Below are 22,448 nucleotides of genomic sequence, written 5' to 3'. Positions count from 1 at the left end.
TCGATGATGGGCTGGGGTGACGATCGGGACGAAACGCGCGCGAATCCCTTCGGTGAAGGGGAGCGCGACGCGGGCCGAAGCACCGCTCAGGGCTTCGAGCGGCCGGCGCAGCTTGACCTCGGTGACGAGGACGTCCGCCTGCCCTGGCTGGAAGGCGAGGACGAGGAGTTTGAGCCCCAGCGCGGCGGCGGCACGGGACAGACCGCGCTGCTGGTCGTGCTGGCGCTCGTGGCGATCGGCGCCATTATCGGCGGCGTCTTCTGGTTCACGCGGCACAAGAGCGATCAGCCGCTGATCGCCAGCGGCGGCGTGATCGAGGCGCCGAAGCAGCCGTACAAGACCCGGCCGGAAAACCCCGGTGGCGACGTTGTCGCCGGCACCGGCGACACCAGCTTTGCGGTGGCAGAGGGTCAGAGCCGCGCGCCGCAGATCGGCGAGGGGCAGCCGGATGCACCCGCGCCGGGCTTCGATTCGGCAGGCAAGCCGGCCGATGGCCAGTCGGCTGCCCAGTCCGCTGCGAAGCCAGCGGCTGGCCAGCCTTCCGCCAAGGCTGCCGACAAGCCTGCGCCCGCCGCGCCTGCGGCCAAGCCCGAGCCGACCGTTTCCGGCGTCGGCGTGCAGGTCGGCGCCTATGCCAACAAGGCCACGGCGGAAGCCGGCTGGGCCACGCTGAAAGTGCAGTACCCCGGGCTAGCCGGCGTAAACCACCGCATCGTTGAGGGTCAGGCTGATATCGGCAAGGTCTACCGGCTTCAGGCCGTTCCCGGCGATCTCGCCGCGGCGAAGGCGCTGTGCAGCGGGATGCGCTCGGCCGGGCTGTCCTGCCAGGTGAAGCAGTAAGTACGGAAGGGCGGCGGTTCGCGCTGCCCTTTCCACACTTCCGAACGGCCTTTCCTTGCGGTTAGGCCGTAAGTTTGCGAGCAAACCGGCATGACACCCGCGATCTTCGGCCTTTCCGGGCTGACCCTTAGCGACGACGAGCGCGCGTTCTTCCGCGATGCGGATCCTGCCGGCTACATCCTGTTCGGCCGCAATGTCGAAAGCCGCGAGCAGATGCGCGCGCTGACCGACGATCTCCGCTCGATCCACGGGCGCGACCGGCTGCTTATCAGCATCGATCAGGAAGGTGGCCGCGTCGCCCGGATGAAGCCGCCGGTCTGGCCAGCCTATCCGCCGGGCCAGGCGTTCGACCGGCTCTACGATCTTGCCCCCGCCAGCGCCATCGAGGCCGCGCGCGACAATGCCGAGGCGCTGGGGCTCGATCTTGCCGAAGTGGGCATTTCGGTCGATTGCCACCCCACGCTCGACGTGCGCCAGAAAGGCGCGCACGACGTGATTGGCGACCGCGCCTTCGGCTTCGAACCGATGCGCGTGGCAGCCCTCGGCCGCGCGACCTTGCAGGGGCTTGCCCGCGCCGGTGTCGTCGGCTGCATCAAGCACATCCCCGGCCACGGCCGCGCCATGGCGGACAGCCACAAGGAACTGCCCACCGTGACCGCCAGCGAGGCGGAACTGGAACTCGATATCGAGCCGTTCCGCACGCTCAATGACACGCCCATCGGTATGACCGCGCATGTGCGCTACACCGCGTGGGACGCCGAGAATCCCGGCACGCTCTCGCCTTTCGTCATCGGCGAAGTGATCCGGAAGCGCATCGGCTTCTCGGGCCTCCTGCTCAGCGACGATCTCGATATGCAGGCGCTTTCGGGCAGCGTTCCGGACCTTGCCGCGCGCGCCCTTGCGGCGGGCTGCGACATCGCGCTCAATTGCTGGGCGAAGATGGACGACATGATCGGCATCGCCAATGTCTTGCCCGCACTGGGCGGCGAGGCGGCGGCGCGGTTGGACCGTGCGCTGGCCTCGGTCGACGGGATCGCAAGCACCGGCACTCATGGCGAACTCGTTGCCCGGCGCGACGCGCTGCTGGCTCTGGCGGCCTGAGCGGTGGACCTGCCTGCCGACCTTCCGGCAGAAAACGCAGCGGACATGGCTGACGATTCGGCCTGGGACGGCGAGGAACGCGCCGAAGCCCGCAAGGAAACGCTCCATCTGGAGATCGACGGCTGGGAAGGCCCGCTCGATCTGCTGCTTGACCTCGCGCGGCGGCAGAAGGTGGACTTGCGCCGCATCTCGATCCTCGAACTGGTCGATGCCTATCTGACTTATGTCGAGGAGGCGGAGGCGCTGCGACTGGAACTCGCGGCCGACTATCTGGTGATGGCGGCGTGGCTGGCTTACCTCAAGTCGGCGCTGCTGCTGCCCAAGGAAGAGCAGCCCGATCCGAGCCCCGAAGAACTTGCGATGCGCCTGCAACTGCGCCTCCAGCGCCTTGGCGCGATGCGCGAGGCGGCGGCGCGGCTGATGGGGCGCGACCGGCTTGGCCGCGACGTTTTCGCGCGCGGTGCGCCCGAGGGCCTTCGGGTCGAGCGCAAGGCGCTCTGGCAATGTTCATGGTACGACCTCGTGCGCGCTTACGGCGATGTGAAAGTCCGCAGCCAGCCGGTGGTCCATATGGTGCGTGAGCGCATGGTGATGACGCTCGACAGCGCGATTGCCCGCGTCGCCTCGATGCTGGGCGTGTCGCTTGACTGGATGGAACTGCGCGATTTCCTGCCGCCGGCGCAGGAAGCCTGGGCCAATCCGCAACTCCGCCGTTCTGCGCTGGCATCCAGCTTCGTGGCCGTGCTGGAACTCGCGCGCACCGGCAAGGCCGAGATCGCACAGGAGGAAACCTTCGGCCCGCTGCGTCTGAAGGCGCTGCGCCCGTGACGTTCCCCCAGGCGCAGGAACAGCGAGACATGGATGATCTCGTCCGCGCGGTGGAGGCCACGCTGTTCGCCGCCGAACAGCCGCTGACCGCCGAGCAGATATCCGCCCATCTCGGGCAGGCGGACGTGCGACCCGCATTGGCCGAACTCAAGGCCGATTACGACGGGCGCGGCATTCGCCTCGTCGAGCGCGGACGGCGCTGGCACTTCGAGACCGCGCCCGATCTTGCCCACCTGCTGCGCCGCGAAAAGGAAGAGCCGCGCCGCCTGTCGCGCGCGGCAACCGAGGTGCTGGCCATCGTCGCCTATCACGAGCCGGTCAGCCGCGCCGAGATCGAGGCGATCCGCGGTGTGCAGACCGCCAAGGGCACGCTCGACGTGCTGATGGAAGCGGGCTGGGTACGCGTCGCCGGCCGCCGCGAGGTGCCGGGCCGCCCGGTAATCTATGCCACAACGCCCGATTTCCTGGCCCATTTCGGACTGGAATCGCTGAAGGAACTGCCGGGGATAGACGAATTGCGCGCGGCGGGCCTGCTGGACCCGGTCGACGAGGAAATGATAGAAACGGCGCTTCGGCCAGAGCCGCTCGATACTTCCGACGAACCGCCGGATGACGACGGTGACGAGGATACCGAGGACGAGGCCTGATGGAGTCTCCGGGGCCGATCGCGGCAAGGTCGGAGTGGGGCGCCATGACGACAGGCTGGCAAGTTGGGACGAAAGTCCCTAGATGAACTTGATAGGGTCGGAATCGACCAGCGGGTATCGCAGGTCTTAATCGACCGACAGTTTTTGGAGTTGAGGTTATGGGTAGCTTGTCGATCTGGCACTGGATGATCGTGCTGGTCATCGTGCTCGTGCTGTTCGGTCGCGGCCGTGTGTCGGAAATCATGGGTGACTTCGGCAAGGGCATCAAGAGCTTCAAGGAAGGCATGAACGAGGAAGAGGCCAAGAAGTCGGCTTCCACGCCAGCTCCTGCGCCGCAGATCACGGCGTCGCAGCAGGATGCCCCGGTGGCTCCGGCGAACGCCGAAAACAAGTCCGAGCAGGTCTGAGCGGGCAAGGATAAGGCGCCGCCATGTTCGACGTCGGTGCATCCGAACTCCTGTTGATCGTCATCGTGGCGGTCGTTGTCATCGGTCCCAAGGACATGCCTCTGGCGATGCGCACGGCTGGTCGCTGGATCGGCAAGATGCGCAAGATCTCCGGGCACTTCCGCGCCGGTATCGACGCCATGGTGCGCGAGGCCGAGCTTGAGGAAATGGAGCGCAAGTGGCGCGAGCAGAACGAGGCCATCATGAAGGCCAATCCCGTTCTGCCTAGTGCCGAGGAAATGCTGCCCCCGGCCTCCCGCGTGACGCCGGCGGACATCCTTTCCGAGGACACGCCCCAGCATCAGCATGAGCCCAGTTCGCTGCCCGCCCCGGAAGCCGGCCCTCATGCCGAGGCACCCGCCGTGGAGCACGCGGGCGAGCGCCGGGATGAATTCCACATACCGCCTCCGCCGCCCTGATCCGCCGCGTCCTCTTGTAAAGCCGCAACCATGCAGCCCTTCCGCATCTCAGATATCGACAATTCGCAGGCGCCGCTGCTCGATCACCTGATCGAACTGCGCGCCCGTCTGCTGCGCGCCTTCATGGCGTTCGCGGTGGCGTTCGGCGTGTGTTTCTACTTTTCGGGCGACATCTTCGCCTTCCTCGTGCGGCCGCTGACCGAGGCGTTCCCGCCGGGGCAGGGCAGGTTGATCTACACCAAGCTCTACGAAGCCTTCTTCGTGGAAGTGAAGATCGCGCTGTTCGCGGCGTTTTTCCTGTCGTTCCCGGTGATCGCCAACCAGATCTGGGCGTTCGTCGCTCCGGGGCTTTACGCCAAGGAAAAGAAGGCCTTCCTGCCGTTCCTGATCGCAACGCCGATCCTGTTCATGATGGGCGCGGCGCTGGCCTATTACGTGGTGATGCCTACGGCGTTCCACTTCTTCCTCAATTTCCAGGGCGACAAGGGCGGCCTGAAACTGGAAGCGTTGCCGGGCACGGGCGACTATCTGGCGCTGGTCATGCAGTTTATTCTGGCGTTCGGGATCTCGTTCCTGCTGCCGGTGCTGCTGATGCTGCTCAACCGCGCGGGGATCATCACCCGCAAGCAGTGCGTGGGCGCTCGCCGTTACGCCATCGTCGGCATCTTCATCATCGCCGCCGTGGCGACACCGCCGGACGTCGTGTCGCAGCTGCTGCTCGCAGTGCCGCTGCTGGCGCTCTACGAGGGCACGCTGATCGTCATGTGGTTCACGGAGCGGTCCGAAGCGCGCGAGAAGGCCAAGGCTGAGGAAGAAGCTTCTGCCGAGGGCGAGGTTCTCGCGGAATAATGGCGGGGCTTTAGGGCCCCGCCGCGCGCCCTTAATTAACACAGGCTCTTGATAAATAGCCCCGTCGCCCCCGCGAAGGCGGGGGCCCCGCTTCCTTTTCTCCCCGCCGCAAGAACAATCGGGATCCCCGCCTTCGCGGGGATGACGGAGTTGGTTGGGGCGGAAGCAGATGAGGCAGAGGGAGCGTAAGGGCCGCTCCGATTAAGTAAGGTCCGGGCCCCTCAGCAAACAACTCAGCGCCCGGTGTCGTCGACCTTCTTCTCCGGGATCAGCCGATCCTTCGCGGCGGACCATGCCATCTGGCCGCCGATCCACGTCTCGGAGACCCGCGTTGCGCGTAGCTGCTGCGGGGTAGCCAGCATCGGGTCCACATCCACGAACAGGAAGTCCGCGCGATACCCCTTGGCGATGCGGCCAAGGCGGTCTTCGGCGAACATCGCGTAAGCCGCGCCGGTCGTATAGGCGTTGAGCGCGGCCTCGCGCGAGAGGATCTCCTGCGGCTGCCAGCCGCCCGCCGGCTGCCCGTCAGCACCCTGACGCGAAGTGGCGACCGCCATGCCGACGAAAGGCTCGGAAGGCTCGACCGGCGTGTCCGACCCGAACGCGAGCCGCGCCCCGGTGGCCGCTATCGACTTCCACGCATAAGCGCCCGCAAGGCGCTGAGGGCCAAGGCGCGCTTCGGCCATGACCCGGTCGGAGGCCTGATGCTGCGGCTGCATCGAGGCGATCGTGCCGAACTGCCCGAAGCGCGGGATATCGGCGGGATCGACGATCTGCGCATGCTCGACGCGCCAGCGCCGGTCACCCTTGTAGGTAGCGGAAAGCTCGGCAATCGAATCGAGCAGGGTGGCGTTCGCCTCGTCGCCAATGGCGTGGACGGCGATCTGGAAGTTGTCGATGGCGGCGCGGCTCATCAGATTGCTGAGCTGCGTCTGGCTCATGCGCGGCAGGCCCTTGGTGCCCGGCGCATCGGCATAAGGTGCCTTGAGCCATGCCCCGCGCGAACCCAGCGCGCCGTCAAGGTAGAGCTTCACGCCGTTCATCTTCAGCCGGTCGGCATAGAGCCACGGAGTTGGATGCGGGCCGCCGATCAGCACCATGTTGTCGATGCCATCGGCATAGGAAACCACACGGATGCGCAAGTTGCCGAGATCGGCGGCGCGGCGGAAGGCCTGCCAGTCCTCGATCGAAGTGCCCATGTCGGCGACGGCGGTAACGCCCTGTGCCAAGAGCGCGAGCTGCGCTTCGCCAAAGGCGGTGTCGCGGTCCTCGGGGCGGGGCTTGGGCATTTTCGATTCGATCAGCGCCATCGCGCCGTCGACAAAGACGCCCGCCGGGGCTTTGGAGCCGGCGGCGCGCACGATCTCTCCGCCCGACGGATCGGCGGTCGCGGCCGAGACGCCGGCGGCAGCGAGTGCGGCGGAATTGGCCCATCCGGCATGGCCGTCCACGCGCGTCAGCCAGGCGGGCTTGCCGCCGGTCGCACGGTCCAGCTCGGCGGCGGTGGGCATGCGGTCCAGCCCCCACTGCACCTGATTCCAGCCGCCGCCGAGGATCCACGGCAGGTCCGGATGCGCGGCGGACCACGCGGTGATTCGCGAGAGCGCCTCGTCCAGCGTCTTCGCCATCGACAGGTCGAGCGTCATCTTCGCAAAGCCCGTCGCCATGACATGCCCATGCGCGTCGATCATGCCGGGCACCACGTTGCGGCCCTTGCCGTCCACCTGATAGGCGACCTTCTTCGGCCGCTTGTCGCCGTGGTGGAAGACTTGCGCCACGCGTCCCTGATCGTCGATCAAGAAGCCTTCGAAATGCTCGATCCCGCCCTTGCCGTCGCCCGTGACGCCATTGACGTTGTCCACCAGCACGTCAGCCCACGCCGGACGGGCGAGGGCCGAGGCGAGCAGCAGGGCAAGCCCTGCGCTTTTCCTGAAACTCACGGATTACCCTTTTTCGGCAGGCGCTTGATGATCGCACTGGTGTCGAGACGGCCGCCGCCCTGCGCCTGAATGTCGGCAAAGAACTGGTCGATCAGCGCCGCCACCGGCAGCGAGACGCCAAGGCCGCGCCCTTCGTCGAGGCTGAGCCCAAGGTCCTTGCGCATCCAGTCGATCGCGAAGCCGAAGTCGAAATCGTCCGCGTTCATCGAATGCCAGCGGTTGTCCATCTGCCACGACTGCGCGGCGCCGCCCGAGATCGCCTCGTAGACTTTGTCCATGTCGAGGTGGGAGGCTTGCGCAAAACGCACCGCTTCCGCCAGCGCGGCGACATTGCCGGCGATGCAGATCTGGTTGGCCATCTTGGCGATCTGACCCGATCCCGCCTTGCCGACATGGACGATGCGGTGGGAATAGGCTTCCATCACCGGGCGTGCGGCCTCGATGGCGTCGTCGCGCCCGCCACACATCAGCGTGAGCGTGCCCTGTTCGGCCCCGCTCTGCGATCCGGTCATCGGCGCGTCGACGCAGTGGATCCGCAAGTCCCGCGCCTCGACCGAGATCTGCCGGGCGATGCGGGCGGAAACCGTGGTGTGGTCGATGAAAGTGGCGCCCTTCTTCAGCATGCGGAACACGCCGTTGGGGCCCAGCACGACTTCGGAGAGGTCGTCGTCGTTGCCGACGCAGGTGATCACCACTTCGGCATCCTGCGCCGCATGCGCCGGATTCGCGGCGATGCGGTGGGCAAGCCCGGGATTGTCATCCGCCCATTTCCGCGCCCGCTCGGGCGAGCGGTTGTAGATGGTGAGTTCGTGGCCCGCGAGCGCAATGTGCCGCGCGATGGCGCCGCCCATTACACCGAGGCCGATGAAGGAAACCTTGCGTCGCTCGCTCATGGCAAGCGTTCTACCGTTTTTTGCACGAAAGCAAACCACGGCGCGTGCTTAATTTGTGCGTTGCGGGGCGAATCGATGATGGCCATCCTCGCGTAATAAAATTACCGTGAAATCGGGTGCTGCGCTTTTTCATAACGCCGGCCTTTCCTTGGCCCGGGCTTTCCTTTAGGCGCGGCCACTATGGAACAGCCAATTCTCACGATCGCCGCGGAGCCCGAAGGGCCCCTGCTGACTGCCGACGACGTTCGCAGCGCGGCCGGCCGCATTATTGGCAAGATCGTCCGCACGCCCACGCTCTATTCGACCACGCTGAGCGCGATCACCGGCGCCGACATCTGGCTCAAGTTCGAAAACCTTCAATTCACCGCCGCCTACAAGGAACGCGGCGCTCTCAATGCCCTTCTGCTGCTGGACGAGGAGCGCAAGTCGCGCGGCGTGATCGCCGCTTCGGCCGGCAACCATGCGCAGGGCCTGTCGTACCACGGCACCCGGCTCGGCGTGCCCGTGACCATCGTTATGCCGCGCACGACGCCGACCGTGAAAGTCATGCAGACCGAGAGCGTGGGCGGCAAAGTCGTGCTCGAAGGCGAAAGCTTCGACGAGGCCTATGCCCATGCCCGCAAGCTTGAGACCGAACTGGGCCTGACTTTCATCCACCCGTTCGACGATCCGCATGTCGCCGCGGGGCAGGGCACTGTTGCGCTCGAAATGCTGGAAGACGTGCCGGAGATCGACACCCTGGTGCTGCCGATCGGCGGCGGCGGGCTCGCCTCTGGCATGGGCACGGCGGCGCGCGCGATCAAGCCCGACATCCGGCTCGTGGGTGTCGAGGCACAGCTCTATCCCTCGATGTACAACCTGCTCAAGGGCACCAGCCTGCCCATCGGCGGAGACACGCTGGCCGAAGGCATCGCCGTCTTCGCGCCGGGCCAGTTCACCTCGAAAGTGCTGCGCGAGCTGCTGGACGAATTCCTGCTGGTGAGCGAATCGGGCATCGAAAGCGCGCTGGCGCTGCTGTTGCAGATCGAAAAGACGTTGGTCGAAGGCGCGGGCGCCACCGGCCTTGCCGCCGTCATGGCCAATCGCGAACTGTTCGCGGGCCGCAAGGTGGGCATCGTGCTCTCGGGCGGCAATATCGATACGCGCCTGCTCGCCAACGTGCTGCTGCGCGACCTTGCCCGTTCGGGCCGTCTCGCGCGCCTGAAGATCGGCTTGCAGGACCGCGCAGGCGCGCTGTTCAAGGTCGCCAAGGTGTTTCAGGAGCACAATGTGAACATCATCGAGGTGTTCCATCAGCGCATCTTCACGCACCTGCCCGCCAAGGGACTCGTGACCGAGATCGAGTGCGAGGCGCGAGACCGGGCGCAGCTTGATGCCCTCGTCGCCGCGCTGCGCCGCGAAGGGTATGAAGTGCGTCAGGTCGAAACCGATTGAACTTGCGAAGTATCCGTTTGGAATCGGGCAAGATCCCGATTCCAAACGGACTTCCCGATTTAGACCGGTGGCGTGACGCGCTGGATTCGGAATGAGTCTCGGAGCGGGTTTGCGGCGCGGCCCGGCCGTTGCCTGAACCATCGGGCGCCCCGTTACGGGACAATAGACGGTTAACGGCGGGCCTCCGGTCCGATTTTGCCGCGAACAGCTCCATATTTGTGGTTAAAAGACTTTCAACACCTCGCGGGCGCATGCATATTCAGGGCAGACACGGATAGGCGGCTTAAGAAAAGTCCGTCTACCGTCAGCCAGAGGATAGACTGCGCCCGTGACGGCTCCCGTTCGCTTTCCCCGGTTCTTCGTGACCAGCCCGGCGCCGTGCCCCTATCTTCCGGGGCGCAGCGAGCGCAAGGTCTTCACCGAACTCAAGGGCCCCCACGCGGATTCGCTCAACGATGCGCTCGGCCGGATCGGTTTCCGCCGCAGTCAGACGGTGGCCTATCGCCCCTCCTGCCTCGATTGCAACGCCTGCATCTCGGTGCGCGTGGTGGCCGACGAATTCGTGCCATCGGGCACGCAGAAGCGCCTGATCAAGCGTAACAGCGACCTTGTCGCCACGGTCTGCCGCCCCTGGTCCACCAGCGAGCAGTTCGAACTGCTCCAGCGCTACCTTGCGGCGCGTCACCCCGAAGGCGGGATGACCTCGATGGACGATGTCGACTTTGCCGACATGGTCGAACACACCCCCGTCACCAGCTACGTGATCGAATATCGCGAACCTTCGGTGGACGGCGTGACGCCCGGTCGCCTTGTCGGCGCCTGCCTGACCGACCGCCAGTGCGATGGTCTTTCGATGATCTACAGCTTCTACGATCCCGCGCATGAGCGGCAGGGGCTGGGGACTTACATCATCCTCGATCATATCAGCCGCGCCAGTGAGATGGGGCTGTCCTACGTCTATCTCGGCTACTGGGTCGAAGGCTCGCCGCGGATGCAGTACAAGGTGCGCTTCCGCCCGATGGAAAAGCTCGGCCGCACCGGCTGGGAACGCTTTACCGCCGAAGAGCAGGACCGCCTGATCGCCGCCGCCGTGGCCAATCCCCGCAGCCGCGCCGACCTAGGTGAGAATGCCCGCAAGGACGGCGTACCCTCGATCGCGCGGTGACGCCGCGCAGCGGCTGAGTCCCGAGCGCGCTGCGGTAGAATTCGGCCGGTTCACGGCCTGGGTGGGAGCGCTTCATGGCTGCAATCGGTATTGGCGGCGTGTTCTTTCGGGCAGACGATCCGGGGGCCTTGCAGGCGTGGTATCGCACGCACTTGGGCGTGGCTCTCAACGATTCGTATCAGTGGATGCAGCAGGCCGGGCCCACCGTGTTCATGCCCTTCGCGCGCGACACGGACTATTTTCCCGCTGACAGGCAGTGGATGATCAACTTCCGCGTCAACGCGCTGGATCCGCTCCTTTCGGCGCTGCGCGAGGCCGGGATCGCGGTCACCACCAATCCGGAATGGGATACGCCCGAGACGGGTAAGTTCGCCCGTATTCACGATCCGGAAGGCAATCCGATCGAATTGTGGGAGCCGCCCGCCGAATGAGCGGCGCTCAGTGGGCAGCGCCTTCGCTGAGCGGGGCCAGATCGGCGCTGGCGGGTTTCCGGTGCGCGGCCAGACAGCTCAGCACGGCGGCCACCATCAGGACGAAGGCCGCCGATTCGAACACGGTGGGCAAGCGGTGCTCCCAGACGAGCGCATAGGCGAGCGCAAAGAGCGTTTCGAACAGGATCATCTGCCCGACCAGCGTCAGCGGCAGCAAGCGGCTCATCCGGTTCCACAGCGCATTGCCGGTGATCGAGGCCAGTACGGCGACGCCGAGCGAGACCGAGAGGAATGTGGTCCATTGGGCGGAGCTGCGCGCGGCGTCGGCTTGCCATAGCGCCAGCGGCACCAGCAGCAGGCTTTGCAGCCCGGTGACGACGCCGATCAGCAGGTTCCAGTCATGCGCGGACACCGCATCGAGCCGGGTGAGCCAGCGGCTGTTGCCCACCGCGAAAGCGCTCCACGAAACAAGCGCGCCGAATGCGCAGGCAAGGCCCAGGGCGCGTGTCGCCAGCGGCGTGTTCCCCGGTGACGCGATGGCCTGCCAGCCGATGCAGATCACGCCCGCCGCGCAGAGCAGCAGCGAAGGCGCCAGCCGGGCGAGCGACACCGCGCCATGGTCGCGGCTGCCAACTACAGTGACCGTCACCGGCAGGAAGCCGACGACGATGGATGCCATGGCGATGCCGCCGATCTGCACGGCATTGGCAAGCAGCACGAAATAGAGCGTGTTGCCGGCCAGCGCGAGCCAGACGAGCGCGATCCATGCTTCGCGCGAGAGGTGTGCGGTGATGGATTTCCAGCGCGGGGCCAGCAAAAGGGCCGAAATCGCGCCGTAGCAGAGGTAGCGGCCGATGGTGAGTTCGAGCGGACTGAACGCGCGCGCCAGTTCGGGCGCAAGGAACACCAGCCCCCAGAGCGCGCCCGCGCCCACACCGCACAGTACGCCGAGCAGTGTCGAGCGCGCCCCGCCCGTGCCCGCAGCCATGCTTCCCGCCATTTCCATCTTCCCACTCCACGATGCCGATGCGGCGAGACATATCATCACCGTGGTGAGGCGTGTGCTCTTGATTTGGCTTCCGAATGCAACAAAAACCCGCTTCATGACCAGGCGAACCACACCGACCGAGCAATCCCCGCCATCTTCCGGCCGCCGCCTCGATTCGTTCGACCGGGCCATCCTGCGCATCGTCCAGCAGGACGCGCGGACGCCCCAGCGCCGCATTGCCGAGGCCGTGAACCTCTCGGCGGCAGCCGTGCAGCGTCGTATCGCGGCGATGGAGGCAGCGGGCGTGATCGTGCGCAATGTCGCGCTGGTCGATCCCGAGGCGCTGGGGCAGGGCATCACCTCGATCGTGCAAGTGAACTTGCGCGACGAACGCGCGCCAACGGTCGATGCCGCCAAGGCGCTGTTCCGCGCCCGCCCCGAAGTGCAGCAATGCTATTACGTTACCGGCGGCGTCAGCTTCGTCCTTGTCATCGTCACCAGCGACATGCGCGCTTACGAGGCGCTGACGCGCGAGCTGTTTGCAGAGAACGACTGCATCGCCAGCTACGGTTCGCTGATCGCGCTCGACCGGGTGAAGGTGGATACGGGGATCGTGATTCCCCCACCCGGCTGAGCTAGCGAGGATCAGGGCGTGCCGTAGAGCTTCGCCTCATCAGCCCGCCGCGCCTTCAGACCGGCCATCGGCTTGTGGTTATTGAAGATCCACTTGGCGAATTCCCGCTGCGCGTCTTCGAACTTCCCCTGCTTGTGCAGCTTACCCAGCGTCGAAGAGGCAATCGCACCGGTATTGTACTGGAACGAGACGAGGGCATCGAACTGGTTCTGCGTGGTGGGCGTGTCGCCGATGAAGTGCGCGACCTGGCCCACGTAGGACTTCATGTCCTCATCGAAGCGTTCGTCGCACTGCGCCTGGGTCCAGACCGTCCCTTTCCGGATGTCGGGGCCGGTCGATCCCCAGCCGATGGTCCAGGGCTTGCCGTCGGCACTGCCGGGATCGGGATAAGCATCGAACTTGCCATCGGCGCGGTGCCGCTCGCAGCCTTCCCATTTCTTGATGAGCTTGGCGCCCGCCGCACCGAGCGTCCGGCCCGAAGCGTCGGGCACCGAGGCAGGTTCGGGCGCCGTGGGTTCGGGTGCGGTAGTGGCGGGAAGCGCGGAGGTGGCGAGGTCTATCGCCTCGTCCAGTGCATCGACTTCGGGCTGCGTGAACGGGCGGTCCAACAGCTTGCGGACCGCATCGAAGATCGGTTTCCTGTTCATGTCCTGTCCTTCTCGATCGCGTGAACGGAAAAGGCGCGTTCCCGAACCGCCCGATTCGATGCCGAGCTGGACGGGTGCGACTAGATCGCAGTTTCCGTTATCTGTCGAGGAAAGAACATATAGTGAACATAACTTAATCGTCGCGGCCAAACGCGCCGATTCCCGTGAGATTGGAGCCTAAGCACATGGACTTCGCAAGGATTCTCCGCCGGCACAGAGGGGCGGAGTAGCCCCAGCGCTCCATTTGCTCCGGCGGACTAGATCTTCCGGAGGACCCCGCTCACCGGAATGGCGATGCTCGATCCGCCGGCCACGGGACTGTCCTCGATCGTCGCCTGCGATCCGTCATCGGCGGTCACCGTGATGGCCTCGCCAGTCTTCGAGAACGTCACCGTGCCGCCGCCGAGGGTCGGCATCGTCACTTTGCCGGTCTTGCTGGCGGCGATTGCGGCGGCAATGTCCTCGGGCGTCATATAGCCGGTGAGCATGTGATTGCGCACCAGCGCGGCCAGAGCGGCGTGGTCATTGGCCTCGATCAGCGCCTTGCCCTTGTCGCCCAGTGCGTCGAAAGCATCGTCCTCGGGCGCGAGCAGGGTGTAGCTGCCCTTGTCGTTGAACACGCCCTCGATGCCGGTGGTCTTGAGCGCTTCGGCCATGGTCTGCATGCCGTCGGCATCGTCCAGCACTTCGGGCAGGGTCGCGCTCGCAGGTGTGACCGCGGCGGCCGGCGTCTCACTGGCGGTTTCGGCGGCCGGGCTCTGCTTGCCCGAACAGGCGGCCAGCCCCAGCGCGGCGGAGAGGGTCAGGGCCAGTGCGAGCGCAACGGGCAGCGGTGCGGCGAGGAGGGCGTTGCGCATCGGAGGCATTTCCTTGGAGCAGGTCAGGCGAGCAGTTCGATCGCCGCCCGCACGAGGCGGGTGGCGGGATCGATCTGGTAAATTGCGCCATCTGAATAGCGGTATAACGCATCGGGCCCATCGAAGTACTGGTCTCGATAATTGTAAGGCACGTTGTAGACGTCGTAGCCCGCCGGCATCGGCTGGCCCACCGCGATGGCATCGCCGGTAAGCAGCGCCGCAACAGCAGTAATCGCCGCGTTGGTCGGAGCCACGCGGTAGATCACACCGTCATAGTAGCGATAAGTGCTGGAGGGGCCGAGGTCGTAGTAACGGGTGTAATGATCCGGCAGGGCCACGGCGTTATAGGCTCCCGGCCAGGATCGCCCGACCGCCAGCGCCCCGCCGAGCAAGGGGACGTAGCTGGCCACGGCGCTGTTGGGGCCAAGGCGGAGCAGGTAGCCGTCGGCGTAGCGATAGCCGGTATTGCGATCGTAGGCGCCGTACCAGTCGGGCTGGTTCCAGCGGTGGTGGACGGGCTCGGCCAGCGCGGGCGGCGCGCAGTTCTGGTAGCGGGCCCCGAACCCCGGCGGGCAACCCTCAAAACTGCGGCGCTGCGCGGCGGCGGCCCAGTCGGACCGGCTGGAGTTGGTGACGACATTGACACGGTCATTGGTCGGCACCTGGAACGACCGGCCATGCGCGTCCCGATGGGCGACTTCGCGCACATCCTCACGAATCGGCCGCTGGCCTGTGCGTTGCTGCTGCCAGCGCTGCTCCTGTTCGCGCCGTCGTTCGGCTTCCTGCTGCTGGCGCGGCTGAGCCGGGATCTGTCCGGGCCCCACGTCCTTGGGGGCCGGGCGGCCACCATCCGGAGTCTGTTGGCGCTGATCCTCGCGCGGGAGCGCGTGGGGCGATGCTTCGGGGTGCGGCTGGGCAGGGCGGGCGCTTTCCTGCGGTCTCGCTTCGCCCGGCCGTGCGTTTTCGTGAGGCGGCGGGGCGTCCTGTCGCGGGCCTTGCGGGGAAGGGGCTTGCGGCCCGCCTTCACGCTCCGGCGTGCCGTGGCCTTCGCCCGGTTGCTGCTGCGCGCTTGCCGGCGGGGTAAGCGAAAGCAGCGCCAGCGTCGCGGTTCCCAGCGTCAGCGTGCTGCGGATGCGGACCATCGGGAATTCCTTTCGATGAGGGGCAACGCCGCATCAGGGCGGCTGTTCCCCGCAGGCGCATCGTAGGGAAACGCACAGGAAACGAAAAGGGCGCCCGGATTGCTCCGGGCGCCCCACTCGGCGAACTGATGCTCCTTCCCCGAAAGGAAGGACGCGCGATCAGGCGCTGTAGTACATGTCGAATTCAACGGCCGACGGCGTGGTTTCCCAGCGCAGCACTTCGGGCCACTTGAGTTCGAGGTAGGCTTCGATCTGGTCCTTGGTGAACACGCCGCCTTCGAGAAGGAAGTCGTGGTCAGCCGCCAGCGAGTCGAGCGCTTCACGGAGCGAACCGCAAACGGTCGGCACTTCGGCGAGTTCGGCCGGCGGCAGATCGTAGAGGTTCTTGTCCATGGCGTCGCCAGGATGGATCTTGTTCTTGATGCCGTCCAGGCCAGCCATCAGCAGCGAGGCGTAGCACAGGTACGGGTTGGCCATCGCGTCGGGGAAGCGGAATTCCACGCGCTTTGCCTTGTCGCCCGCACCGTAAGGGATGCGGCACGAAGCCGAACGGTTGCGCGCCGAGTAGGCGAGCAGCACGGGGGCTTCGTAGCCCGGCACCAGACGCTTGTAGCTGTTGGTGGTCGGGTTGGTGAAGGCGTTGAGGGCCTTGGCGTGCTTGATGACGCCGCCGATAAAGTACAGGCACATGTCCGAGAGACCGGCGTAGCCGTTACCGGCGAACAGCGGGCTGCCCTTGTCCCAGATCGAGATATGCGTGTGCATACCCGAACCGTTGTCCTTCATGATCGGCTTCGGCATGAACGTGGCGGTCTTGCCGTAAGCCTGTGCGACCATGTGCACGACGTACTTGTAGATCTGCATGCGGTCGGCAGTGGTGACCAGCGTGCCGAAGGTCAGGCCGAGTTCGTGCTGGGCAGCAGCCACTTCGTGGTGGTGCTTGTCGCAGGGCAGGCCCATTTCGAGCATGGTCGAGACCATCTCGGCGCGAATGTCGACAGCCGAGTCGACCGGAGCGACCGGGAAGTAGCCGCCCTTGGCGCGCGGACGGTGGGCGAGGTTGCCCACGTCGTAGTCCTTGGCGGTGTTGGTCGGCAGTTCGATGTCGTCGATCTTGAAGCCGTTGCCGTCGTAACCGTCGTAGAACTTCACGTCGTCGAACATGAAGAATTCGGCTTCGGGGCCGACGTAGACGGTGTCACCGAAACCGGCCGAACGGACGAACGACTCAGCGCGCTTCGCGGTCGAGCGCGGATCGCGGGCATAGAGTTCGCCGGTCGAGGGCTCGACGATGTCGCAGAACACGATCAGCATCGGGGTTGCCGAGAACGGATCGACATAGACGGCGTCAAGGTCGGGCTTGAGGATCATGTCCGACTCGTTGATGGCCTTCCAGCCTTCGATCGACGAACCGTCGAACATAAGGCCGTCTTCGAGCTCATCCTCGGTGAGGATCGTCGAGACCATGGTGAGGTGCTGCCACTTGCCCTTCGGGTCGGTGAAGCGCAGATCGACCCACTCGATCTCCTCGTCCTTGATCTTCTTCAGGACGTCCTTTGCACTAGCCATTATCTTGGTTCTCCAGTGATGCTCTTCCGCCTGCGAAAGAGTCTTTCGGGTTTTGGCATTCTTGCGGGAATGGATGGCCCCCCGACCATCCATTCCCGATCCGGCCCCTTTCTGAATTCAGCAAAGGGCTGGAAAAGCTTTGTGCGGGAATGCCTGCCGGTCAGAAGACAGGCGGGGGCTTCCCTTGAATTCAGTTCGGCGCTCCTGGTTTAGAGCGCGTCGTCGTCGCGCTCGCCGGTGCGGATGCGCACGGCGGTTTCGATCGGCACCACGAAAATCTTGCCGTCGCCGATGCGGCCGGTCTGCGCGGCGTCCGCGATCGCTTCGACCACGCGTTCGGCCAGCGCGTCGGGCACGACCACCTCAAGCTTCACCTTGGGCAGGAAGTCCACCACGTATTCGGCGCCGCGATAGAGTTCAGTGTGGCCCTTCTGGCGGCCGAAACCCTTGGCCTCGGTAACCGTGATGCCCGAGACGCCCACTTCGTGCAGCGCTTCCTTCACTTCATCGAGTTTGAACGGCTTGATGATAGCTTCGATTTTCTTCACGCCTGTCTAGACCCCTGCGCTTGTTTCCCGGCTTCTTCCGATGAGGAGTCCGGTCCCGGGAACCAGCTGCCTCGCGCGCGATTCCCATCAAGAATCGTGCCAATGCGGATGAGAAAGTCCTAGGCGAAGTGTGCAGGCGCGAAAAGCCCGGATTTGTACCTTTTACCATGGCTGTTTAGCAGCCTTATGCGGGTAAACCCCGACGGAGGCACAACTTCTGTTCAAGAAACAGGCAGGGCGTGCCTGAAAATTGTGCAGGCGGCGTCCGCGTGCCCGGTGTTCGGGCACAGCCCCAAGCGGCATGGTTAACGCCATGCCGTGGCCCATGCGAAAAGCGCCGCAGGTCCGGTTCGGACCTGCGGCGCTCATGTTCGTTCAGCTGGAAAGCTTTGTCCAGACGGATGTCCGGAGCTTCAGAGCCGGAGTCCGGCAGTCTCCGGAAGGCCCGCCATCAGGTTGAGGTTCTGCACCGCCGCCCCGCTCGCGCCCTTGCCGAGATTGTCGAGCATGGCAACGAGGCGCGCCTGCGTGCCGTCCTTGGCACCGAACACCCGCAGCGTCAGCGAGTCCACCGGTTCCATCGATGCGCGCAGCAGCAGTTCGTCGGGCTGGTCATCGATCACCGAGACGATCGGGCTGCCGGCATAGAATGCGGCGAGCGCGGCGCGCAGTTCGGCGGGGCTTCCGGCGTTCTGCATGACCGAGAGGTGCAGCGGCACTTCCACCAGCATGCCGCGATGCGCGGGCACTACGGCCGGTGCGAACAGCGGCGCATGGGCCAGGCCGACATGCGTCTGCATCTCGGGCACGTGCTTGTGGCCAAGGCCGAGGCCATAGGCGCGGAAAGCGATGTCGCGGTCTTCCTCGAACCGGCCGATCAATGCCTTGCCGCCGCCCGAATAGCCGGAAACGGCGTGGCAGACGTAAGGCCAGTCAGCCGGCAGCAGGCCCGCGCGCACGAGCGGCGCGACAAGGGCGATGAAGCCGGTAGGATAGCAGCCCGGATTGCTGACGAAGCGGGCGGCGGCAATCGTCTCGCGGCCGACCAGTTCGGGAAAGCCATAGGCCCAGCCCGGCGCGACGCGGTGCGCCGAAGAGGCGTCGATCACGCGCGTGGTGTCATTGCGAATCATGCCTACGGCGGCCTTGGCGGCATCGTCGGGCAGGCAGAGGATCACGAAATCGGCGGCATTGAGCGCCTCGGCGCGGGCAGCGTCGTCCTTGCGGCGCGCGTCATCGAGAACGATCAGTTCGAACTCGTCGCGCCCGGCAAGCCGCTCGGCGATTTCAAGGCCGGTGGTACCGGCCGCGCCGTCGATGAAGACGCTCTTTGCCATCAGCCCTGAACTCCCGCACCGGCCGCCGCATCCATCGCGGCAATCCGGTCGAGCGATACATAGCCGACCTGGCCGTCCTCGCCCAGCTGGCCCCAGGCCCAGCTTCCGGCAATGTCGAGCACGTTGAAGGTCTCGCCCTCGGGCAGGTCGCGGATGGCATCGGCGTCGTCGCGGCCAGTGGCGCGCAACACGGCGCCTGCCGCGATCCGATGCGGCATCGGCACTGCGTAGTGCGGCACGAAGCAGCGCCCGGCGAGCTTGATGTGCGCCAGGTCGCCGCGAACGGGCAGGCAGCCGGGATCCGCGGTCACGCTCGGCCCGGTCATGGCAAGTTGTCCATCGATCCGGGGAGGGCGGGTAAAGGAATCCTCAGTGGCCAACGCGGGTAAATCTCCAAATGCAAGGAGCGCGCGCTTAGCGGGGGCGCGCACTTTTCGCAAGGTTCGGCCGTCAATCGATGAACGCCGTTTTCGCGGCGTCCCTTTGCGAAGCGCGGTTCAGGCCTTGGCGGCGGCACCGCCGTAGCGCGCTTTCAACATATACCACGCCGCCCGCAGACCCAGCGCATCGCCGCCCTTGGGACGGCCCGGCCGGGCGGCGGGGCGCCATGCGAAAGTGTCGAAATGGGCCCAGTCGATGTCCTTGGGCAGGAAGCGGTCGAGGAACAGCGCGGCAGTGCTCGATCCCGCAAAGCCGCTCGATCCGGCATTGTTGATGTCGGCCAGGTCGGACTTCAGATATTCGCGGTAGCCGTCGTAAAGCGGCAGGCGCCAGCAGGGATCGTCCACGGCCAGACCGGCATCGAGAATCTCCTGCGCGGTGCTGTCCTCGCGCGTGAACAGCGCGGGCAGGTCCGGGCCCACCGCCACGCGCGCGGCGCCGGTCAGCGTGGCAAAGTCGATCACCAGTTCGGGCTCCTTCTCGCCCGCGCGGGTGAGCGCATCGCCCAGAATCAGACGTCCTTCGGCATCGGTATTGCCGATCTCAACCGAGATGCCCGCGCGGCTGCGCAGCACGTCGCCGGGGCGGAAGGAATTGCCCGAGATCGCGTTCTCCACCGCCGGGATCAGCAGATGCAGGCGCACCGGAAGCTGCGCGCCCATGATAAGGCGGGCAAGGCCAAGGGCATGCGCGGCGCCGCCCATGTCCTTCTTCATCAGCAGCATGCCGGCGCCCGGCTTGATGTCGAGACCGCCCGAATCGAAGCAGACGCCTTTGCCGACGACGGCGATCTTCGGATGCTTGGGATCGCCCCATTCCAGCTCGATCAGGCGCGGCGCATGGGCGCGGCCCGCCGCGCGGCCGACGGCGTGGACCATCGGATATTCGCGTTCGAGCATTTCCCCGCGCGTCACCCGCACTTCGGCGCGGAACGCCTTGGCGAGCGATTCGGCTTCGGCCTCAAGATGTCCGGGCCCCATGTCCTCGGCGGGCGTGTTGACAAGATCGCGCACCAGTTCGGTCGCCTCGGCCTCGGCTATCATGGCGTCGATCGCCTTGACCTCGGTGGTCAGCAGCACGCGCGGGCCTTCTTCCGAAGGATCGGAGCGGTAGCGGTCGAAGCGGTACTGCCCGGCGATCCAGCCGAGCATGGCCTTTCCGGCCTCGCCGCCCGCGCAGCGATAAGTACCGGCGGGCAGCACATCGGCCAGCTTGCCGAGGCACCAAGAGGTCAGCTTCGCCGGATCGGCGACGCCCGCGACCACCGACCAGCCGTCGCCATCGGTCACGATGGCATGGCTGCCCGCATCGCCCACGAATTTCTGGGCATCCAGCGCGGCGCGTTGTGGAACCGGCAGTCCCTTGAGGAATTGCTCCATTCCATCGCGCGTGACGAGATGGATGGTCACGGCCTTCTGGCCGCGGTCGGGCTGAATCAATGCGTTCTTGTCGCTCATGGCGGGATTCTCTAGCCTCGCAGCGAGCGTGAGCCGAGAGGAAAATGATGCGAAATCGCGGATGGCTGCTGACCCCCGTGGTCACGACGATGCTTCTGACCGCCGGTTGCAAGGCCGGGACCATGCCCAACCCGAGCGAAACGGTCACCGAAACCGTCACGCAGGAGGCGGTCGTGACCGAGGAAGCGAGCGAACCAGCGGCCGATGCCAGCGCCGTTCCCGCCAGCGGCCCGGTCGGCGGCGGCCGTTCGGAAAAGGTCGAGAACGACCTTTACGAATTCAGCTATTCCTACCCCGACGCGGCGGGCTCGATCCCCGGCCTGAAGGCGGAGCTTGATAAGCAGCTTGAACAGGCGCGGTCCGAACTGATCTCGTCCTCGCGGACCGACCGGGGAGAGGCCAAGAAGCAGGGCTTCCCCTATCACGCACACAGCTATGGAGAGGACTGGAAGGTCGTGGCCGATCTGCCCGGCTGGCTCTCGCTGTCATCGCAGCTCTATACCTTTACCGGCGGGGCTCACGGGATGAGCACGTTTGAAACCGTGCTGTGGGACCGCCACGCCGAAACAGTGCGCAAGCCGGAGGATCTGTTCGTCAGCAAGGCTGCGCTCTCGAAGGCGCTGCGTACGCCGTTCTGCGCAGCATTGGACAAGGAACGCGGCAAGCGCCGCGGCGCCCCGGTCGCCTCGGGCAGCGACGAGATGTTCTCGGACTGCATCGATCCGGTCGAGCAAGTGGTGATTCTGGGCTCCACCAACGGGCAGACCTTCAACCGCATCGGCCTGCTGGTGCCGCCCTACAATGCAGGACCTTATGCGGAGGGCAGCTATGAGATCACGCTGCCGGTCACCGCTGCCGTGATGGCGGCGCTGAAACCGCAGTACCGCGCGAGCTTTTCGCTGGGAAAATAAGCGCGGAAGGCTGCGGCTGCATGAAAGGCAACCGTGACTGCGCACTCCCGATTCGCATTTTCAGCTCGCCCTCGCTATCTTGGTGAACATGACCGAATACCAGACCGTCGAACCCGGAAACGAAACCGTCCTGCGCGACGGCACCATCAAGCTGCACGGGCCTGAGGGCTTCGAGGGCATGCGCAAGGCAGGCCGCCTTGCCGCCATGATTCTCGACGAAATCGCGCCGATGGTGCAGCCGGGCGTGTCCACCGCCGAGATCGACGACAAGGTGCGCGAACTGACGCTCGACGGCGGCGCCGTGCCCGCGACTCTCGGCTATCGCGGCTATGCGCATTCGTGCTGCATCTCGATCAACCACGTCGTCTGCCACGGTATTCCGTCGGAAAAGACGATCAAGGACGGCGATATCGTCAATATCGACGTGACCCCGCTGCTCGATGGCTGGCACGGCGACACCAGCCGCATGTACCTCGCCGGCGATGTCGCGCTGAAGGCCCGCCGCCTTGTCGACGTGACCTACGAATGCCTGATGATCGGTATCGAGCAGGCCAAGCCCGGCAACCGCGTGGGTGACATCGGCGCGGCCATTCAGGCCTATGCCGAGTCGCAGCGTTATGGCGTCGTGCGTGAGTTCTGCGGCCACGGCCTCGGCCGCCTGTTCCATGACGCGCCCGAAGTGGTCCACGCCGGTCGCCCCGGCACTGGGCCGCTGCTCAAGCCCGGCATGTTCATGACCATCGAACCGATGATCAACCTCGGCAAGCCGCCGGTGAAGCTGCTTTCGGATGGCTGGACGGCGGTGACGCGCGACAAGTCGCTCTCGGCGCAGTTCGAGCACTCGATCGGCATTACCGAAACGGGCTGCGAGATCTTCACGACAAGTCCCAAAGGCCTCCACAAGCCGCCCTACGCCTGATCGTT

The 22,448-nt window shown here is 65.6% G+C and carries 24 protein-coding genes; 13 read left to right on the top strand and 11 right to left on the bottom strand.

Annotated features, from left to right (window positions below):
• The first annotated feature begins 3 nt into the window (after positions 1-3).
• The 7 genes from EDF56_RS26590 (at position 4) to tatC (ending at position 5,130) form a co-directional block, all read left to right on the top strand.
• Entirely contained in the window at positions 4-840 is an 837-nt protein-coding gene (locus EDF56_RS26590) for an SPOR domain-containing protein (protein ID WP_132387265.1), read from the top strand.
• Positions 841-930: 90 nt separating this feature from the next.
• Positions 931-1,941, top strand: coding sequence for a beta-N-acetylhexosaminidase (gene nagZ / locus EDF56_RS11130; protein WP_132387263.1), 1,011 nt, complete (start codon positions 931-933; stop codon positions 1,939-1,941).
• Between the two features lie 45 nt (positions 1,942-1,986).
• Positions 1,987-2,769: a ScpA family protein gene (locus EDF56_RS11125; RefSeq protein ID WP_132387261.1), complete on the top strand. Its 783-nt coding sequence runs from the start codon at positions 1,987-1,989 to the stop codon at positions 2,767-2,769.
• A 29-nt stretch (positions 2,770-2,798) separates the two neighbouring features.
• The gene (gene scpB / locus EDF56_RS11120; protein WP_132387259.1) at positions 2,799-3,416 is read left to right on the top strand and encodes an SMC-Scp complex subunit ScpB; all 618 of its coding nucleotides are present in this window, start codon (positions 2,799-2,801) and stop codon (positions 3,414-3,416) included.
• A gap of 158 nt (positions 3,417-3,574) precedes the next feature.
• On the top strand, positions 3,575-3,823 hold the full coding sequence (locus EDF56_RS11115) for a twin-arginine translocase TatA/TatE family subunit (protein ID WP_132387257.1): 249 nt from the start codon (positions 3,575-3,577) through the stop codon (positions 3,821-3,823).
• A 23-nt stretch (positions 3,824-3,846) separates the two neighbouring features.
• Complete coding sequence (gene tatB, locus EDF56_RS11110) at positions 3,847-4,281, top strand: Sec-independent protein translocase protein TatB (protein ID WP_132387255.1); 435 nt, start codon at positions 3,847-3,849, stop codon at positions 4,279-4,281.
• Positions 4,282-4,311: 30 nt separating this feature from the next.
• Entirely contained in the window at positions 4,312-5,130 is an 819-nt protein-coding gene (gene tatC, locus EDF56_RS11105) for a twin-arginine translocase subunit TatC (RefSeq protein ID WP_132387253.1), read from the top strand.
• 233 nt (positions 5,131-5,363) lie between these two features.
• Here the strand turns inward: tatC and EDF56_RS11100 are convergent, their stop codons facing one another.
• Both EDF56_RS11100 and EDF56_RS11095 read right to left on the bottom strand, forming a co-directional pair.
• On the bottom strand, positions 5,364-7,070 hold the full coding sequence (locus EDF56_RS11100) for an amidohydrolase (RefSeq protein ID WP_132387251.1): 1,707 nt from the start codon (positions 7,068-7,070) through the stop codon (positions 5,364-5,366).
• A complete protein-coding gene (locus EDF56_RS11095; RefSeq protein ID WP_132387249.1) occupies positions 7,067-7,963 on the bottom strand; it encodes an NAD(P)-dependent oxidoreductase in 897 nt (298 codons plus the stop codon). The genes EDF56_RS11100 and EDF56_RS11095 overlap by 4 nt, the downstream gene beginning before the upstream one ends.
• Before the next feature lie 180 nt (positions 7,964-8,143).
• Here EDF56_RS11095 and EDF56_RS11090 point away from each other — a divergent pair, with 180 nt between their 5' ends.
• The 3 genes from EDF56_RS11090 to EDF56_RS11080 all read left to right on the top strand — a co-directional run bounded on the left by EDF56_RS11090 (position 8,144) and on the right by EDF56_RS11080 (position 10,993).
• Complete coding sequence (locus tag EDF56_RS11090; RefSeq protein WP_132387247.1) at positions 8,144-9,397, top strand: threonine ammonia-lyase; 1,254 nt, start codon at positions 8,144-8,146, stop codon at positions 9,395-9,397.
• A gap of 328 nt (positions 9,398-9,725) precedes the next feature.
• Positions 9,726-10,562, top strand: a complete 837-nt coding sequence (locus EDF56_RS11085) for an arginyltransferase (protein WP_132387246.1) — start codon at positions 9,726-9,728, stop codon at positions 10,560-10,562.
• Positions 10,563-10,636: 74 nt separating this feature from the next.
• Complete coding sequence (locus EDF56_RS11080; RefSeq protein ID WP_132387244.1) at positions 10,637-10,993, top strand: VOC family protein; 357 nt, start codon at positions 10,637-10,639, stop codon at positions 10,991-10,993.
• 7 nt (positions 10,994-11,000) lie between these two features.
• Here the strand turns inward: EDF56_RS11080 and EDF56_RS11075 are convergent, their stop codons facing one another.
• Positions 11,001-11,981: a DMT family transporter gene (locus EDF56_RS11075; protein WP_132387501.1), complete on the bottom strand. Its 981-nt coding sequence runs from the start codon at positions 11,979-11,981 to the stop codon at positions 11,001-11,003.
• Between the two features lie 115 nt (positions 11,982-12,096).
• On the opposite strand from EDF56_RS11075, the gene EDF56_RS11070 reads away from it, so the two are divergent.
• The gene (locus tag EDF56_RS11070) at positions 12,097-12,615 is read left to right on the top strand and encodes an Lrp/AsnC family transcriptional regulator (protein WP_132387242.1); all 519 of its coding nucleotides are present in this window, start codon (positions 12,097-12,099) and stop codon (positions 12,613-12,615) included.
• An 11-nt stretch (positions 12,616-12,626) separates the two neighbouring features.
• Here the strand turns inward: EDF56_RS11070 and EDF56_RS11065 are convergent, their stop codons facing one another.
• From EDF56_RS11065 to EDF56_RS11030, 8 genes are all read right to left on the bottom strand, one after another.
• Positions 12,627-13,262, bottom strand: coding sequence for a lysozyme (locus EDF56_RS11065; RefSeq protein ID WP_132387240.1), 636 nt, complete (start codon positions 13,260-13,262; stop codon positions 12,627-12,629).
• 257 nt (positions 13,263-13,519) lie between these two features.
• Positions 13,520-14,119, bottom strand: coding sequence for a fasciclin domain-containing protein (locus tag EDF56_RS11060; protein WP_132387238.1), 600 nt, complete (start codon positions 14,117-14,119; stop codon positions 13,520-13,522).
• A gap of 23 nt (positions 14,120-14,142) precedes the next feature.
• Positions 14,143-15,261, bottom strand: coding sequence for a hypothetical protein (locus EDF56_RS11055; RefSeq protein WP_132387236.1), 1,119 nt, complete (start codon positions 15,259-15,261; stop codon positions 14,143-14,145).
• Between the two features lie 159 nt (positions 15,262-15,420).
• Complete coding sequence (glnA, locus tag EDF56_RS11050; protein WP_132387234.1) at positions 15,421-16,830, bottom strand: type I glutamate--ammonia ligase; 1,410 nt, start codon at positions 16,828-16,830, stop codon at positions 15,421-15,423.
• Positions 16,831-17,039: 209 nt separating this feature from the next.
• Positions 17,040-17,378, bottom strand: coding sequence for a P-II family nitrogen regulator (locus EDF56_RS11045; protein WP_021233466.1), 339 nt, complete (start codon positions 17,376-17,378; stop codon positions 17,040-17,042).
• Between the two features lie 413 nt (positions 17,379-17,791).
• A complete protein-coding gene (gene argC, locus EDF56_RS11040; protein ID WP_132387232.1) occupies positions 17,792-18,715 on the bottom strand; it encodes an N-acetyl-gamma-glutamyl-phosphate reductase in 924 nt (307 codons plus the stop codon).
• Positions 18,715-19,026: an SH3 domain-containing protein gene (locus EDF56_RS11035; RefSeq protein ID WP_347812979.1), complete on the bottom strand. Its 312-nt coding sequence runs from the start codon at positions 19,024-19,026 to the stop codon at positions 18,715-18,717. The genes argC and EDF56_RS11035 overlap by 1 nt, the downstream gene beginning before the upstream one ends.
• 186 nt (positions 19,027-19,212) lie before the next feature.
• The gene (locus EDF56_RS11030) at positions 19,213-20,613 is read right to left on the bottom strand and encodes a leucyl aminopeptidase family protein (protein ID WP_132387228.1); all 1,401 of its coding nucleotides are present in this window, start codon (positions 20,611-20,613) and stop codon (positions 19,213-19,215) included.
• 47 nt (positions 20,614-20,660) lie between these two features.
• Between EDF56_RS11030 and EDF56_RS11025 the strand changes: the two genes are divergently transcribed.
• Together EDF56_RS11025 and map are read left to right on the top strand one after the other, a co-directional pair.
• Positions 20,661-21,524 (top strand): DUF4163 domain-containing protein, encoded by an 864-nt coding sequence (locus EDF56_RS11025; RefSeq protein ID WP_243652538.1) that lies wholly within the window; start codon positions 20,661-20,663, stop codon positions 21,522-21,524.
• An 88-nt stretch (positions 21,525-21,612) separates the two neighbouring features.
• On the top strand, positions 21,613-22,443 hold the full coding sequence (gene map / locus EDF56_RS11020) for a type I methionyl aminopeptidase (protein ID WP_132387497.1): 831 nt from the start codon (positions 21,613-21,615) through the stop codon (positions 22,441-22,443).
• Positions 22,444-22,448 lie beyond the last annotated feature (5 nt).

This window comes from Novosphingobium sp. PhB165, from assembly GCF_004341845.1.
In the GTDB taxonomy this organism is placed as follows: domain Bacteria; phylum Pseudomonadota; class Alphaproteobacteria; order Sphingomonadales; family Sphingomonadaceae; genus Novosphingobium.
This window is presented reverse-complemented; position numbering and strand designations above follow the sequence as displayed.